The 14396-nt window shown below is 69.1% G+C and carries 12 protein-coding genes; 5 read left to right on the forward strand and 7 right to left on the reverse strand.

All coding sequences use genetic code 11. From position 1 onward, the window contains the following. Nucleotides 1-24: 24 nt before the first annotated feature. The 5 genes from ACQP10_RS30275 to ACQP10_RS30295 form a co-directional block, all read right to left on the reverse strand. Entirely contained in the window at nucleotides 25-1605 is a 1581-nt protein-coding gene (locus ACQP10_RS30275; RefSeq protein ID WP_433540146.1) for a type I restriction-modification system subunit M, read from the reverse strand. After that, a complete protein-coding gene (locus ACQP10_RS30280; RefSeq protein ID WP_433540147.1) occupies nucleotides 1602-3050 on the reverse strand; it encodes a restriction endonuclease subunit S in 1449 nt (482 codons plus the stop codon). The genes ACQP10_RS30275 and ACQP10_RS30280 overlap by 4 nt, the downstream gene beginning before the upstream one ends. Further along, nucleotides 3047-6544: a DEAD/DEAH box helicase family protein gene (locus tag ACQP10_RS30285; RefSeq protein WP_433540148.1), complete on the reverse strand. Its 3498-nt coding sequence runs from the start codon at nucleotides 6542-6544 to the stop codon at nucleotides 3047-3049. Before ACQP10_RS30285 ends, ACQP10_RS30280 begins: the two co-directional genes overlap by 4 nt. A 219-nt stretch (nucleotides 6545-6763) precedes the next feature. Next, nucleotides 6764-6970, reverse strand: coding sequence for a DUF397 domain-containing protein (locus tag ACQP10_RS30290; RefSeq protein ID WP_389999924.1), 207 nt, complete (start codon nucleotides 6968-6970; stop codon nucleotides 6764-6766). Continuing rightward, the gene (locus ACQP10_RS30295) at nucleotides 6961-7788 is read right to left on the reverse strand and encodes a helix-turn-helix domain-containing protein (protein ID WP_389999922.1); all 828 of its coding nucleotides are present in this window, start codon (nucleotides 7786-7788) and stop codon (nucleotides 6961-6963) included. The genes ACQP10_RS30290 and ACQP10_RS30295 overlap by 10 nt, the downstream gene beginning before the upstream one ends. A 289-nt stretch (nucleotides 7789-8077) precedes the next feature. Between ACQP10_RS30295 and ACQP10_RS30300 the strand changes: the two genes are divergently transcribed. Further along, nucleotides 8078-8368: a hypothetical protein gene (locus tag ACQP10_RS30300; protein ID WP_389999919.1), complete on the forward strand. Its 291-nt coding sequence runs from the start codon at nucleotides 8078-8080 to the stop codon at nucleotides 8366-8368. Further along, nucleotides 8365-8817 carry an ATP-binding protein gene (locus ACQP10_RS30305; RefSeq protein WP_389999916.1) on the forward strand — a complete coding sequence of 151 codons (453 nt, stop codon included), beginning with the start codon at nucleotides 8365-8367 and terminating at the stop codon, nucleotides 8815-8817. Before ACQP10_RS30300 ends, ACQP10_RS30305 begins: the two co-directional genes overlap by 4 nt. A gap of 83 nt (nucleotides 8818-8900) precedes the next feature. On the opposite strand, the gene ACQP10_RS30310 is transcribed toward ACQP10_RS30305, so the two are convergent. Beyond that, nucleotides 8901-9596: a nuclease-related domain-containing protein gene (locus ACQP10_RS30310; protein WP_346019411.1), complete on the reverse strand. Its 696-nt coding sequence runs from the start codon at nucleotides 9594-9596 to the stop codon at nucleotides 8901-8903. Between the two features lie 279 nt (nucleotides 9597-9875). Here ACQP10_RS30310 and ACQP10_RS30315 point away from each other — a divergent pair, with 279 nt between their 5' ends. The 3 genes from ACQP10_RS30315 (at nucleotide 9876) to ACQP10_RS30325 (ending at nucleotide 13173) form a co-directional block, all read left to right on the forward strand. Next, nucleotides 9876-10457, forward strand: coding sequence for a TetR/AcrR family transcriptional regulator (locus tag ACQP10_RS30315; protein ID WP_389999910.1), 582 nt, complete (start codon nucleotides 9876-9878; stop codon nucleotides 10455-10457). A gap of 112 nt (nucleotides 10458-10569) precedes the next feature. Then, nucleotides 10570-11544 (forward strand): helix-turn-helix transcriptional regulator, encoded by a 975-nt coding sequence (locus ACQP10_RS30320; protein WP_346019409.1) that lies wholly within the window; start codon nucleotides 10570-10572, stop codon nucleotides 11542-11544. 186 nt (nucleotides 11545-11730) lie between these two features. Continuing rightward, nucleotides 11731-13173, forward strand: a complete 1443-nt coding sequence (locus ACQP10_RS30325; protein WP_346019408.1) for an MFS transporter — start codon at nucleotides 11731-11733, stop codon at nucleotides 13171-13173. 83 nt (nucleotides 13174-13256) lie between these two features. Here ACQP10_RS30325 and ACQP10_RS30330 read toward each other — a convergent pair whose 3' ends face one another. After that, on the reverse strand, nucleotides 13257-14375 hold the full coding sequence (locus ACQP10_RS30330; RefSeq protein ID WP_389999903.1) for an acyl-CoA dehydrogenase family protein: 1119 nt from the start codon (nucleotides 14373-14375) through the stop codon (nucleotides 13257-13259). Nucleotides 14376-14396 lie beyond the last annotated feature (21 nt).

The raw sequence follows: 14396 nt of genomic DNA on the forward strand, positions 1-14396 counted from the left end.
CCGGGCAGATGTCCGCGTTTCCCTCTACCGCGCCTCGTCAGGCGACGGACCGCCGGAATCCCCGGAGACGGCCCGATTCTGGAGGGCTTCCGCGATGGCGGCGAACTCGTTCAGCGCGGCCTGGAGGTCGTCGACGATCTCCTGCGCGATGATCTCGGGGGGCTGGAGCGCGTCGGCGTCCTCCAAGCTCGGGTCCTTGAGCCAGAAGATGTCCAGGTTGCACTTGTCGCGGGCGACCAGCTCGTCGTAGGTGAACTTCCGGAACCGTTCGGTCTCCACCCGCGCGTCGGGCGACTCCCCGGGCAGGTAGACGTCGACGAAGTCCTGCAGATGCTCGCGGCGCAGCGGGTTCTGCTTGAGCGTGAAGTGCTGTCCGGTACGGAAGTCGTACACCCACAGGTTCTTCGTCCACGGCTCCTCGCTGGCCGGCTTCCGGTCGAAGAAGAGCACGTTCGCCTTGACACCGCCCGCGTAGAAGATCCCGGTGGGGAGTCGGAGCAGGGTGTGCACGTCGTACTCCTTGAGGAGCGCCCGGCGGATCCCCTCCCCCGCCCCGCCCTCGAAGAGCACGTTGTCGGGGAGGACCACGGCCGCACGGCCGGGGATGGCCATCAGCCGGGCGATGTGCTGGACGAAGTTGAGCTGCTTGTTGGTGGTGGTCTGCCAGAAGTCCTGTCGCTCGTAGGCGACGTCGTCCCGGGTCGCCTTGCCGTCGAGGCCAATGACGGTGATCGCGGACTTCTTGCCGAACGGCGGGTTGGCCAGCACCAGGGAGGCGCGGACGGTGGGGTAGTTGGCGAGCGCGTCCTCGGTCTCGATGGGCGACTCACCGTCCGCCTGGCACATGCCGTGCAGCAGCATGTTCATCGCGGCGAGCCGGGCCGTGCCGTCCACCAGCTCGGTCCCCAGGAACGCCTCCCCGTGCGTCAGGCGGTGCCGCTGGCCGGGGGTGAGGTCCGTGTGGTGCTTGCGGATGTAGTCGTTGGCGGCCAGCAGGAAGCCGCCGGTGCCGCAGGCCGGGTCGATGATCGTGTCCCCGGGGGTGGGCCGCACGCAGTCGACGATCGCGTTGATGAGCGGGCGGGGGGTGAAGTACTGCCCGGCCCCGGACTTGACGTCGGTGGCACTGCGCGCGAGAAGCTGCTCGTAGGCGTCACCCTTGACGTCGGTGCCCTGCCGCCCCCAGGTCTCGTTGTCCATGAGGTCAACGATTAGCTTCCTGAGCAGTGCGGGCTCCTGCACCCGGTTCTGCGCCTTGCGGAAGACCGTCCCAAGGATGCCCTTCTCCTTGCCCAGCTCGGTCAGCGCCTCCCGGTACGCCTCCTCAAGCGCCGCGCCGGTCAGCTTCTTCAGCGCCTCCCAGCTGATCCCCTCGGGCAGGATCCGCCCGCCGCCGAGGCTCACCGGGAGCTTGGCCCGCTCGTCGGCCATCTTGAGGAAGAGCAGGTAGGTCAACTGCTCGACGTAGTCGATCGCCGACACACCCGCGTCGCGGAGCACATCGCAGTAGCTCCACATCTTGTCCGCGAGCCGCCGCGCCTCCGCGTGCCGCGCCGCCTCGGCCGACCGCTCGTCCTGGCCGCTGTCGGGCACGGTCGTCGTCACAGCAGTTCTCCCTGCTCGTAGGTGGTGGGGGTACGGCTCGCGTCCGGCCATTCGGTGCGGCCTGCGGTCTGGGGCTCGGCGAGAGGTACGGCCGGTGATCCGGTGGGATCGGCAACGGGTGGGCGCGCGGCCTTGGTACGGCGTGCGCGCTGGGGCTTGGCCTGCGCGGCTCGTTCGGCTCTGATGCGCGCTAGCAATTCAGAGGCGGGCTCATCAGCCGGATCCTGCGGAACCAACCGCCCTGCGAAAGCTTCCCGCAAGAGCGCTTGGCGAAGGTAATCCGATCGCTTCATAGCCGTCCGGATGGCCGCGTCCATCCGGCTGACAAGCGACAAGCTCTCTCTTACCTCACCAACGATTCTCTTCTGCTCATCCATCGGTGGAATCGGAAACTCCACCGACTTGAGACGTCCTGCGGACAAGTGTGCCAGGTTCGTGGTAATTCGAACCTCTTTGACAAATCGCTTCGCATGCATGTGTCGCCGAAACACGAGGAGAGCCCATTCTGGATACACGTCTGGCCGTGCACGGAATCGCAGAAGGCTGTTGGTGAAGGCAACCTCCTCCGGATCGCCTCGATACATCGCCGGTCGGCCGAGATACTCCGGACTCTGCCCCTCATTAAGAAGGATATCCCCCTCCTTCAGGCGGAAACGCTCGAAGACGACAGGAGGGAAATTCATCTGCATCACGTCACGCAGGTCGATGCGATCCTCAAAGACATTGGCAACCCGCAGGTAGGGCCGCATGTCCGATCCGGTATGCCAATCAGGGTGCCGCTGCCGCCCCAGGTCAACCGAACCGGCATCCCCAACACTCACCAGGTCCCATTCAGTCGGCCCTGGGATCGGTACAGCCTCAACGATGACCCTCTTGCGGAGTACCTCCAAACGCTTCAGACTCCGGGCAAGATCCTCTTTGGCCCTGTCAATCCGGAGAATTCGATCTTCAAGGGCGGCAACTATCCTCCGCTGTTCATTTAGAGGAGGAATCGGAATTGGCAGGCACCGCAACTGTTGTTGCGGAATATGCTTGATAGTGCTCCCCGTGGCATAAGGAAGCAAACTTTCGCGGAAATATAGATTCTCCAACAAATATCGCAAGTAGATTGCAGAAATTCCTCCTTGAGGCCTAACCCGATGAAGGGCCTTCTGAAAAGCCATGTACGAAATCGAACCTTGCCAGACAGCGCAGCGGCCGATCTCCCCTCCTTCACACACAAGAAGATCTCCCGGCCGGAGTTTGAAGAATTCCTGCTCGTCAGGCGGGATGTCCATCGTAAGAACATCATCCAGGTCTACCCGACCCCATTGAACGTTGATATTACGAAGATAAGGAACCGGATGACGACCAGTTCCTTTCTTCCGGTCTAGCATTTTCCCCAGAGTGGTTTCCGCAATATCTCCGAGGGCTGCCCACTCCCAGCCGAGGGGGAGATCGGTCACGCGGTCAGCTCCTTGTTGAGTTCTTCGAGGATGGATTCGGCGCGGTCGCCGAAGGCGTCGGCGAAGCCGTACACGCCGCCGCGCTGGTCGAACGGCATGCCGTGCAGGTCCTTGACCGTGACCTCGACGCTCGTGGCGATCACGCTCACGATGTTGTCGAGATACCAGTGCTGTTCCGGGGTGAAGGTCACCCCGGCTCGCTCCTGGCTCGCCCGCCAGACGGCATAGCGCTCTTCGATGATCGAGCGGAAGGGCCGGACCTCCCGGTCCACGCCCAGCTCGCGGCGGAGCAGAGAGACCAGGTCCGTGACGGCGGCCTCCCCCTCCCCCAGGGATGGCGCCTCGCCCAGCTCCGCGTACGACCTCCAGAGGAAGTCGACGTTGTAGACGTTCGGCAGCCGTTTCACCTGGTCGGCGAGGTCCTGGAGCTGCGCGTACGTCAGCCGCGGCCCGCTGCCGTGGCGGAGCTGCTGGACGATCACCTCGTCCTGGTGCTCCTTCACGAACTGGCGGAACGACTGGACCGCCTCCCTGGCGATGTCCACCCCCTCGGCCGAGATCAGCTCGTCGGCCGAGTGCGTGTCGATGACCGTGTCGCGGTCGTGGCGGATGTCGAGGATGCGCCGGCGCAGGTCAGGGTTCGTGGTGAGGGGCGCGACGGCATCGCGCAGCCGGCGCTGGACCGCCTTGTCCCCGCCCGCGTCCTGGGCCTCGATCAGCTTGTCGGTGTCGACGGCCTCGATGAGCCGCCGGACGATGTCGCGCAGCGTGGTGCCCTCGGCGACCCGTGCGATCTCGTCGCGGTCGGCGTCGGTCATGTCGAGGTCGAGCCGGGCGAGCCGGGACGCCAGGGTGGCGACCTCGTGCTCGTCGATCGAGAGGTTGGCCGCCTTGCCCAGCAACTGCTTCAGGGTGAGAGACGGTGCCCGTTCGAGCGGGCGCGCGTCGCACAGCGGGCTGTCGGTGACGCCGACCGCGTCGACCAGCAGGAAGCGGTCCTTACGGCGGGCCGTACGATCTGGGTTGACCTGCCGGAACTCGGTCTCGTCGACGGTGCGGGCACCGCGGCCCTTCATCTGCTCGAAGTAGACCGCGCTCTGCACGCCGCGCATGAAGAACACGATCTCCAGCGGACGCACGTCCGTCCCGGTCGCGATCATGTCGACGGTGACCGCGATACGCAGGGCCGCGCTGGTGCGGAAGAGCTGCAGCAGCTTCTTCGGATCGTCACCCACGTCCTTCGACCGGTAGGTGATCTTCGCAGCGAAGTCGTTGCCCTTGCCGAAGACCTCCCGGACGATCTGCACGATGTCGTCGGCGTGCTCGTCGCTCTTGGCGAAGATGAGCGTCTTCGGCACCACGGTCCGCTTGCCGTACTGCTCGGGGAGAACCCTGTCGCGGAAGGTCTTGAGGACCAGCCGGATCTGGTCCTTGGCCAGCACCGAACGGCCGATCTGCTCGCCGGAGTAGGTGAAGTCCTCCTGCAACTCCTCGTAGCGCTGCATCCGCGTGCGGCGGTCCCGGAACGGCACGACCGTGCGGGTGCCGTCCTCGTCGAGGGCCGGGATGCGGCTGCCGCTCTCGCTGATCTTCGTACGGATCCGGTAGACGTCGTAGTCGACGTTGACCCCGTCGGCCACGGCCTGCTCGTAGGTGTACTCCGAGGCGAGGTTCTGGTCGAAGAAGCCGAGCGTCTGGGCGGTCGGCGTCGCGGTGAGGCCGAGGATGGGCGCGTCGAAGTAGTCGAGCACCGCCCGCCAAGTGCCGTAGATCGACCGGTGGCACTCGTCGACGATGATCAGGTCGAAGGTCTCGGGCGGGAGGTGCCGGTTGTACTGCGCGTCCACCGGCCGGTCGGGCACGTAACCGTCGACGCCGTCGACTTCCTGGTCATCGCCGTCCGCCGGAAGCTGCTCGCCGCGCAGCGCGAGGCTGAGCCGCTGAATCGTGGTGATCACGATGTTCGTCGACTCCAGTACGGTCCCGCCGGCCAACCGCTGGATGTTGTACAGCTCCGAGAGCTTCCGGCCGTCGTCAGGTGTGACGTAGTTACGGAACTCCGCGGCGGCCTGGTCGCCGAGGTTGTTCCGGTCGACCAGGAACAGCACCCGCTTCGCGCCCGCGTGCTTGATCAGCCGGTAGGTCTGGGTGACGGCGGCGAACGTCTTCCCGGCGCCGGTGGCCATCTGGACGAGGGCGCGGGGAAGGTCCCGGTGAAGGGAGCTCTCGACGCCCTTGACCGCGTCGATCTGGGCGGGACGCAAACCCGTCTCGATGAGGGCGGGCATTCGCCGTACCCGTGCGCGGAAGGTCGGTGCGTCCGGCAGGTCGTCGGCCTCGGTCATCCAGGCGGCGATGGTCTCGGGCCGGTGGAAGGAGAAGACGCCGCGCGACCGGGGTTCGGGATCGAGACCGTTGGTGAAGCGGGTCTCCACACCCGTGCTCTCATAGCGGAACGGCAGCGGGATGTCCTTGCGCCAGGTGGCCATGGCGTACTCCTTGGGGAGCGCGGCGGCGTATCCGGCGCTCTGCCACTCCACCCCGGTCAGCGAGGTGCCCTCCCGCTTGGCCTCGATGACGCCGACGAGCATGCCATCGACGTAGAGGGCGTAGTCCGACCTGCCATGGGTGAAGACGAACTCCCGTACGGCCACGCCCGTGCCGGCCAGCGGGTTGAGCTGCGCCAGGTCCTGCACGATCCACCCGGCCTCGCGGAGCATCCGGTCGATCTCGCGGCGTGCCTGCGCCTCGGTGAGCGGTTCCGGCGCACGCGCCTGCTCAATGAAGAGCTTGCGGCGGGAGATCGAGACCTTGTCCGGCGTCCGCTGGTCGAACTCCGATCGGAGCTGCCGCGCGGTGCTCTGCAACGCCTCTAGTTGCGCCGCCAGCCGGTCGCGTTCCCGCAACGCGCGGCTGAGCTCTTCTTCGGCCTTGACCCTGGCCTCGGCCAGCGCCTCGGCGTGGGAGCGCTTGCCGTCCAGGATGAGCCGGGCCTCGGTGAGTTCACGCTTGTAGCGTTCGAGGTCTTCGCGGAGCTGGCCGGTCACGTCGACGGGCGGCTGCGGTGGGACGAAGGTGACGACCTTCCGGTCTCCCGTGATGGCGCGGTGCAGCAGCAGACCGAGCTGGAAGCACTTGTTCACCGCGTCGAGGGCCGCCCTGGAGTCGGCGTAGTGCTCGTGAACGGCCTTGTTTCCGACCCGCCGGATCTCGTGAAGGGCGTCGGCTCCACTGCTGATGATGACGCCGTGGTGGGAGAGCGCCTGGATCCGGCTCGACAGCTTGCCGTCACTGGCCGTCGCGATGCCGGTGCGGCGCACCATGACGGTCGTCAGGACCTCGATGAACTGGCGGCATTTGACCAGCGAGCCGTTGGCGTCGGTGAAGACGGACGTCTCGGCGCCCGTTCCGTACACCACGAGCAGCGGCTCGTGTGTGAGCAGGAATCCGAAATTGGGAGACCCACCCGCCAGACCACCGACCCCAACGCTCATTCACCCTCGCAGACATCACGCCGGATTCAGCAAAGCCTTGCAGAATACATCAAATCGCACAGGGCGGAACAGGAATTCTCCGACTTCCGCCCCGAGGCCACTCAGCAGCGTTAAGAGACGCAGAAAACCCCCGATCGGTTGTCCGATCGGGGGTAACAGATGAAAGGGATGGGCGATATTCCGTTTAAGGGATGACCGAAACTGTTTCGACCGTATCGGTCAGGCCAGAGGGTCGAACTCGCCGGCCTTGACCTCACCGACGAAGGATCGCCACCCAGCGGGAGAGAAGAGGAGCGCGGGACCGGCGGGGTCCTTGCTGTCGCGAACCGCCACCACGCCCGGAAGGTTGGCGGCGACCTCGACGCACTGCCCGCCGTTAGGACCAGAACATGACGACTTGCGCCACACGGCGCCGCTCAGGTCCATGTCCGCCTCGCTTCCTCGACCATTTTGAGGGACATACGTTCAGGATAAGCACATCGGCGTAGCGCCTCATATTGGTTTCTAACCGAAACCACGAATTCATAGTCGCCCGTAACCTGCCCTTGGACTGATGAGTCGGCATGGATCATGTCCGGCTGCCCGTTCGGAAGCTCGGCGATCATAAAAGCACCCGACATGCCCGCCAGGCATTTCGGATCGACGACCTGTACGGAGATCACCGGACGCTGCGCCATCTCCAGTAGATGATCGAGCTGCTCACGCATCACTCCGGCGTCTCCGACCTCACGATGCAGCACCCCCTCGTCGATGAGGGCCGTGAACAGCGGAGGGGCTTCCCTGTCAAGGATCTGGCCTCGCCTCATACGCATCCTCACGCGCTCCTCCAACTCCTCTGCAGTGATCCGGACGCTGTGCTTGAGCACGTGCCGTGCATAGGACTCGATCTGGAGGAGGCCCGGGACGAGGAGTGGATCCCATGATTGGAGGACGAGGGCGTTGGGTTCGATCTCCTCGGCCCAGCTCATGAACCAGGCCGGGCTGCCCGGCTTGGCGAGGATGCGGTGGTAGAGCCGGGTGAAGGAAGTGGCGCCCTCCAGGCCGAAGAACCGGTCCAGCCGTTCGGCATCCGACCTCGACGGGGTGCGGGTCGCGGCCTCCAGGCGGCTCACCTGGGTCTGGGTGCACCCGAGCCGGGCGGCCACCGCCGCCTGGGAGAGCTGGGCCTCCTCCCGCAGCCGGCGCATCTCCGCGCCGAACCGCATCCGCGGTGACCCGGGGTCGAGAAAAGGCTCGACGCTCATCGCATTCCTCCCAAAAAGAGAAAAACGGACTCCCTGCTCCGGCGGCGATACCGCGACACGGTTTGCGCAAACCAGCGGTCGTCATTCCCCGCCATCTCCGATTACGCGGAACAGCCATTTCATCACCTGCCGCAAGGGCAATCTAATCACACGCATTGTTCTTCCGGCAGGAAGGCCAGGAAAGCGGATCCGCCCCCTTCGGACAGGAGAGAAATCAGCGATGCCCCATCAGGAAAGTAGCATTTCCCATTCCTCTCTCGACCCCTGGAAGACCTCGGACCCCGCGACCGTGGAGCAGCAGACCCGGTTCATCCATCTCGTACGGCTCGGCTGGGACCTGCGCACCCTCGGGGTCCGCACCTCGCTGGTCCTGCCGGTGACCGGGAACCCCGTCCTGGAGGTCCACGAGGCGGCCGGGGTCCTCGCCCGGATCACGGCCGTCCGGCGTCACCGCGGCTGGGTCTTCACCTGGCGGCCCTGGTGGGCACGCCTGTGGCGGCGGAGCGCGTGGGTGTGGGCGGAGGCCGACAACGCGGCGGACATCGTCATGTCAATCGTCATCTCCGAGGTGGGATCGTGAGACCGGAGCGGGGGAACGCGCACGAGGCCGACGCCCCGGACGCGCGCCACGGATTCTGGTGGCGGGAGTTCCCGGGTGAGGAAGCGTCCGTACCGGCGGCTCGATCCTGGGCACGCGGGTTGCTGGCCGTACGGCTGGCACCCGGGACGCTCGACGACGTCCTGCTACTGCTGAGCGAGCTGGTCACCAACGCCGTCGCCCATTCCGACTCCGGCCGTACGGCGGGCGGCCGGGTGACCGTTCACCTGGGCGACGATCCCGGGGGCGTCCATGTGGAGGTGACGGACGACGGCTCGGCCACGAGCGCCCCGGCCGTACACGTGCCGGACGCCGACGACGACGGCGGCCGGGGCCTGTGGCTGGTGGCCCTGCTCGCGACCGCCTGGGGCACGTCCCGCCACGACGGCGAGGCGCGAAGGTCCGTCTGGTTCAGGGTCGCGCACCGGTGACCGGGCCTGCGCCGACCACTCCGGGAAACCGATCGCCCGGCGGGCCCGGCATGGTCAGGGCGGTGCGGAACCCGCGCGGACGGTCAGTTCATCCGGCGCAGGACCCGGGCGGCGGTGCGGGCGAGCAGTTCCACCTGCTGGGCGTCGTAGTCCGCCCGGGGACCGCTCAGGATCCAGCGGGGCACCAGGCGCGGCTTGAGGAGGGTGAGCCCCTCGGCGGTGACCGTACGGCGCAGCCTGCCGCCGTGCACCGCGAGCAGCGGCTCGATCGTCACCTCGACGCCCGACTCGCGGGTGAGGACCTCGGCCAGGGCGGCGGAGACGTCGACGAGCGCCTTGGCCACCTTCGTGCCGTACTTCTCGCCCAGGAACAGCCGGTCACCGTAGCGGGCGATCTCGGTGTCGGGGTCCCACGCCTCGTTGTCGACGACCCAGACCCCGCCGGGACCGATGACGAGGTGGTCGATGGACGCCTGTCCGGGGACGGCGCGGCCGTCGAGGACGTGGTAGCCGCGCCTGCGGAGCCTGCGGCGCAGCAGCCTGCCGGTGATGGTCTCACCCCGGCGCCTGCCCCGCCAGACGGCGGTGGCGTTGTAGGAGTACCAGGCCCAGGTGGCGTCGGCGGCGGCGACCAGCAGGGCGGTCACCACCCCGGCGAGCGGGAGGTTGAGGCCGAAGCGGTAGCCGAGCAGCACGCCCACGACCAGGCCGCCGGCGGCCTTGACCGCCCGCGTCTTCCGGCGTTCGCCCGCTTCCTTGATCCAGAACTGTTCGTACATGACCTGAGGGGACAGGCCGTGAACCTGGTCCTCTGGCGTCACGTAGATTGATCCGCCGGACACAGCGAACCCCCGGAGGTCGAGAGCTGACAAGGAGCGGATCTGCCACGCTGAAGATCCTTGTGCCAGAAAATACCCAACCGGGGGCTCCAGGCAGCCAAAGGTGACGCAAATAACACACCTACGCCAGGTACCGACACTTTAACCGACCAGTCGGTATGCTGGGTCGGCACACGGCGGGGGGCCGGACGGCCGGGGCCGGCGGCGGGGAGGGGCCAGATGACGCGCGACAGGGAGTCCGTACGGCAGCGCCTGCTGAGCGAGGCCACGCGCCTGTTCGCCGAGCGGGGCTTCGAGAGCACCTCGGTGCAGGAGGTGGTCTCGGCGGCCGGCGTCACCAAGGGCGCCATGTACCACTACTTCGACTCCAAGGACGACCTGCTCCACGAGATCTACGGGCGCGTGCTGCGCATGCAGATGGAGCGGCTGACCGCCATCGCCGACGGTCCCGGCACGGTGGCCGAGCGCCTGCACGCCGCCGCCGCGGACGTCGTGCGGACCACGGTCGAGAACCTGGACGACTCCAAGATCTTCTTCCGCTCGATGCACCTGCTGGCCCCCGACACCCGCAAGAGCGTGCGCGCCGAGCGCCGCCGCTACCACGAGCGCTTCCGCGACCTGGTGACCGAGGGGCAGCGCGAGGGCGTCTTCAGCACCGCCTCCCCCGCCGAGATCGTGGTGGACTTCTTCTTCGGCTCGGTCCACCACCTGGGCACCTGGTACAACACCGAGGGGCCGCTGTCGGGCGCCGAGGTCGGCGGGCACTTCGCCGACCTCCTCCTCGCCTCCCTGCGCCCCTGACCACACCACTCCGACCTCCGCCCCTGATCCCACCCCTCCCCGGTCGCCCTCGCGGCCGAAGACGCCCCCATCGCGGAAAAGAACCTTCCGCGATGGGCGGCACAATCGGGGGATGCTGGAAACCTCGGCGCGGCTGCTGCGCCTGCTCTCCCTGCTGCAGACCCCTCGTGACTGGACCGGCCCCCAACTCGCCGAACGGCTCCAGGTGACCACCAGGACCATCCGCAACGACGTCGAACGGCTGCGCGAGCTCGGCTACCCGGTGCACGCCACCCCCGGTGTCGCGGGCGGCTACCGCCTCGGCGCGGGCGCGCAGATGCCGCCGCTGCTCCTCGACGACGAGGAGGCCGTCGCGGTCGCCGTGGGGTTGCGCACCGCCGCGGGCGGCTCCATCGCCGGGATCGAGGAGATCTCGCTGCGGGCGCTGGCCAAGCTGGAGCAGGTGCTGCCGTCCCGGCTGCGCCACCGGGTCAACGCCCTGCACACCGCGACGGTGGCGGTCCCGGATCGCTCCCCCGCCACCGTGGACGCCGCCGTGCTCACCGCCATCGCGAGCGCCTGCCGGGACCACGAGCGGCTGCGCTTCGACTACCTCAACCACGACGGCGGCGAGAGCGTCCGGGAGGTGGAGCCGCACCGGCTCGTGCACACCAGGCGGCGGTGGTACCTCGCGGCCTGGGACCCCGCGCGGCAGGACTGGCGCAGTTTCCGCGTCGACCGGATCCGGCTGCGAACCCCGAACGGCGGACGGTTCGCCCCCCGCGAGGCGCCCGGCGGCGACATCGCGGCCTATGTCACCAGGGGTGTGACCACCGCGGTGATCCGGCACCGGGCCACCGTACGGTTCCACGCGCCGGCCGAGGCGGTCGCCGAGCGGATCTGGCCCGACTGGGGGGAACTGGAGGCGGCGGACGAGCGGAGCTGCCTGTTCCACACCGGGGCCTCGTCCCTGGACGCCCTGGCGATCCACCTCGGGATGACCGGCCTCGACTTCGAGGTCGTCGATCCGCCGGAGCTGGCCGCGCACCTGCGCGAGATCGGCGCCCGCTACACCCGCGCGGCCGGCACGCCCGCGGAACCGTCCTGAGCGCCCCGCGCAGCAGGCCGTTCCGGGCCGCGGTCCCGGTGGGGCGGGCCGTTCCAGGGGTCCGCCGTACTTTCGGCGGGTCTCCTCTCCGGAGTTCCGCGGCCTGACGCCAATGCGGAAGCAACCTTTCCGCGTTGATCCCTAGTGTTCCTCCCGTCCCCCGAACGAGACGCTCTGGAGGAGCCGATGACCACCCTCGACACCCACCCGGCGCAGGCGCCGGAGACCGCCGGGCCCGCGCCGTACCGGTGGCGCTGGCCCGCGCTCTTCGTGATCCTCGCCGGGTCGGTGATGGAGCTCCTCGACGCGACCGTCACCAACATCGCCGGGCCGACGATGCGGGCCGACCTGGGCGGCGGCACCTCGATGATCCAGTGGCTCGGCGCGGCCTACACCCTCGCCATGACGGCCGGACTGCTCACCGGCGGCCGGCTGGGCGACATCGTCGGGCGCAGGCGGATGTTCCTCATCGGCGCGGCCGGGTTCGTCGTGGGCTCGCTGCTGTGCGCGGTGTCCTTCTCGCCGGAGACCGTCATCGCCGCCCGGGTCGTCCAGGGGCTCTTCGGCGCCGCGATGGTCCCGCAGGGGCTCGGCATGATGCGGGAGATGTTCCCGCCCACGGAGCTGCGGGCGGCCCTCGGCATGTTCGGCCCGGTCATGGGCCTGTCGGCGATCGGCGGGCCGATCCTTGCGGGCTGGCTGGCCGACGCCGACCTCCTCGGCACCGGGTGGCGCATGATCTTCCTGATCAACCTGCCGGTCGGGCTGGCCACCCTGGCCGCCGCGCTGCGGTTCCTGCCCGCCTCCCGTCCGTCGCGGTCGCTCACCCTCGACCTGCCCGGCGCCGCCCTGGCCTCCCTCGGCGCTCTGCTGGTCGTCTTCCCGCTGGTCCAGGGCCGCGAGTACGGCTGGCCGGCCTGGGCGTTCGTGATGATGGCCGCCTCGGCGGCGGTGTTCGTCCTGTTCGGCCGGTACGAGTCGCGCCGCGCCGGCCGGGGCCGCGACCCGCTGGTGGCGCCCAGCCTGTTCCGTAAGCGCTCGTTCGTGGGCGGCCTGTTCACCGGCACGATCTACTTCGCGGCCTTCACCGGCTTCGGCCTGGTCTTCAACCTCTACACCCAGCTCGGCCTCGGTTACAGCCCGCTGAAGGCCGGCCTGGCCGGGATCCCGCTGTCCGTGGGCATGATCGTCGGCATGGGCCTGGTGCAGGCGCTCCGCGGGCACGGCCGCCGGTTGCTGCACGCCGGAGCCCTGATCATGACGGCCGGGGTCGTCGCCCTCCTGCTGACCCTGGGCGCGGAGGCGGGCCCCTGGCAGTTCGCCCCGGCGCTGCTCGTCACCGGCGTCGGCTCGGGACTGATCATGGGCCCGTACTTCGAGATCGCGCTGGCCGGCGTCGAGCCGCACGAGATGGGGTCGGCCTCCGGGACGCTCACCGCCCTGCAGCAGGTCGGCGCGGCGCTCGGCGTGGCGCTGCTCGGCACGGTCTTCTTCGGCGCCACGGGCGGCGACCCCACCGCCGCCGCGCGGCAGACGTTCTGGGTGGTCGCCGGGATGGTCGCCCTGACCTTCCTGGCCGGTTTCCTCCTGCCCCGCCAGACCCGCGAGGACGCCGAACCCGGCCGTTGAACCCCGGCGCACCCGCACCCGGCTGTTGACCCCGGCGCACCCGCTCCGATCCGCCCGCCCCGCTCCGGTCCACCCGTGCCGGGTCAGATCGGGGCGGGGAGGTCGGCGAGGACGGACAGGGCGTCGCGGTGGGCGCCGGGGGTGCCGAGCGCCGTCTCCGACGCCTTGGCCCGCTTGAGGTAGAGGTGCAGCGGATGCTCCCAGGTCATCCCGGTGCCGCCGTGGAGCTGGACGCCCTCCTCGGCGACGCGGACCGCCACCTCCGAGCACCACGACTTGGCCACCGCCGTCGCGGCCTCGGCCTCCAGGGCGGCCTCGGTGCCCGGCTCCGGGCGGGCGGCCAGCAGGTTCGCGGCGTTCCTGGCCGCCGCGCGGGCCCGCGCCACGTCCAGCCACAGGTCCGCCATCCGGTGCTTGATCGCCTGGAAGGAGCCGATCGGCCGGGCGAACTGGTGGCGCTCCCTGATGTGGGCGAGCGTCGTCGCGAGGCACCACTCGGCGACCCCGAGTTGCTCGGAGGTGAGCAGCCCGGCCCCGAACGCCAGCACCCGCCGCGCGTCGAAGGCCCCGAGCCGCTCGCCGGGCGCGCCGGAGAGCGTGACGACGGCGATCGGCCGGGTCAGGTCCAGCGAGGGCACCACGTCGATCCGGGCGTCCTCCGCCCGCACCCGGTAGAGCGCCGTGCCGACCGGGACGAGCAGCACGTCGGCCGCGTCGGCCCCGGCCACCGCCCGGATCTCGCCGTCGAGCGCGCCGTGGTCGTTCAGCGCGACCGGCGGCGGCAGCGTCCGGTACGGCGAGGCCGCCAGCGACACGGCCAGCGCCGCCGTGGTCTCGCCCGCGGCCAGCTCGGCGAGCAGGTCGCGCCCGCCCGCCGGAAGCCCTTCGTGGACCCCCGCCTGGAGCAGGGCCTCGGTCGCGAGCACCGCGCTGGTCAGGAACGGCACCGGCGCCACGGCCCGTCCCAGCTCCTCCAGCACCACCGCGGCCTCGCGGGCCGACGCGCCGGCCCCGCCGTACTCCTCGGGTACCAGCAGGCCCGCCACGCCGATCTCCCGCGACAGGGTCTTCCACAGGTCGGCGTCGTACGGCGAGGCCGACTCGGCCCGCCTCAGCACGGCGTCGGGCCGGCAGCGGTCGGCGAGCAGGTCGCGGACGGAGGCGCGCAGCTCCTCCTCGACCTCGGTGTACAGCAGCGTCATCGGCACTTCTCCTCGTCCGCC

Origin of the sequence: Streptosporangium sandarakinum, from assembly GCF_050942225.1 — a bacterium.
Lineage (GTDB): Bacteria > Actinomycetota > Actinomycetes > Streptosporangiales > Streptosporangiaceae > Streptosporangium > Streptosporangium nondiastaticum.